The 272-nt window shown below is 69.5% G+C and carries 1 protein-coding gene; it reads right to left on the reverse strand.

Going from position 1 to position 272, the window contains the following annotated elements; all coding sequences use genetic code 11:
* A partial coding sequence (locus tag ACZ3HH_RS30035; RefSeq protein ID WP_465810222.1) for an EipA family protein occupies nt 1-272 on the reverse strand: 272 nt, incomplete at both ends.

Here is a 272-nt window from a genome sequence, read left to right on the forward strand (position 1 = left end):
GCAGGTCGAAGCCGATGGAAGGACCCTGCCAGAACACCTGCTGGGGGTCGCGGTTCTTCATGTAGAGCAGGCCCTTGCCGTAGCGCAGGCCGACGGTGATGGCGGCCGCCACCTCCTCTCCCGCCACATAGCCGGTGGGCCGGCCGTTATCGCGGAAGATGCGCTCGATGGCGGCGCCCGCGGCCTCGGCGGTGACGCCGAGGAAGTCGGACACCGAGTTGACCAGCTCCTCGCGCGAATAGGTCTCGGCCTGACGGGACCCGCCGGGCTTG

The organism is Pseudomonas sp. PME37.24/025, assembly GCF_055556615.1.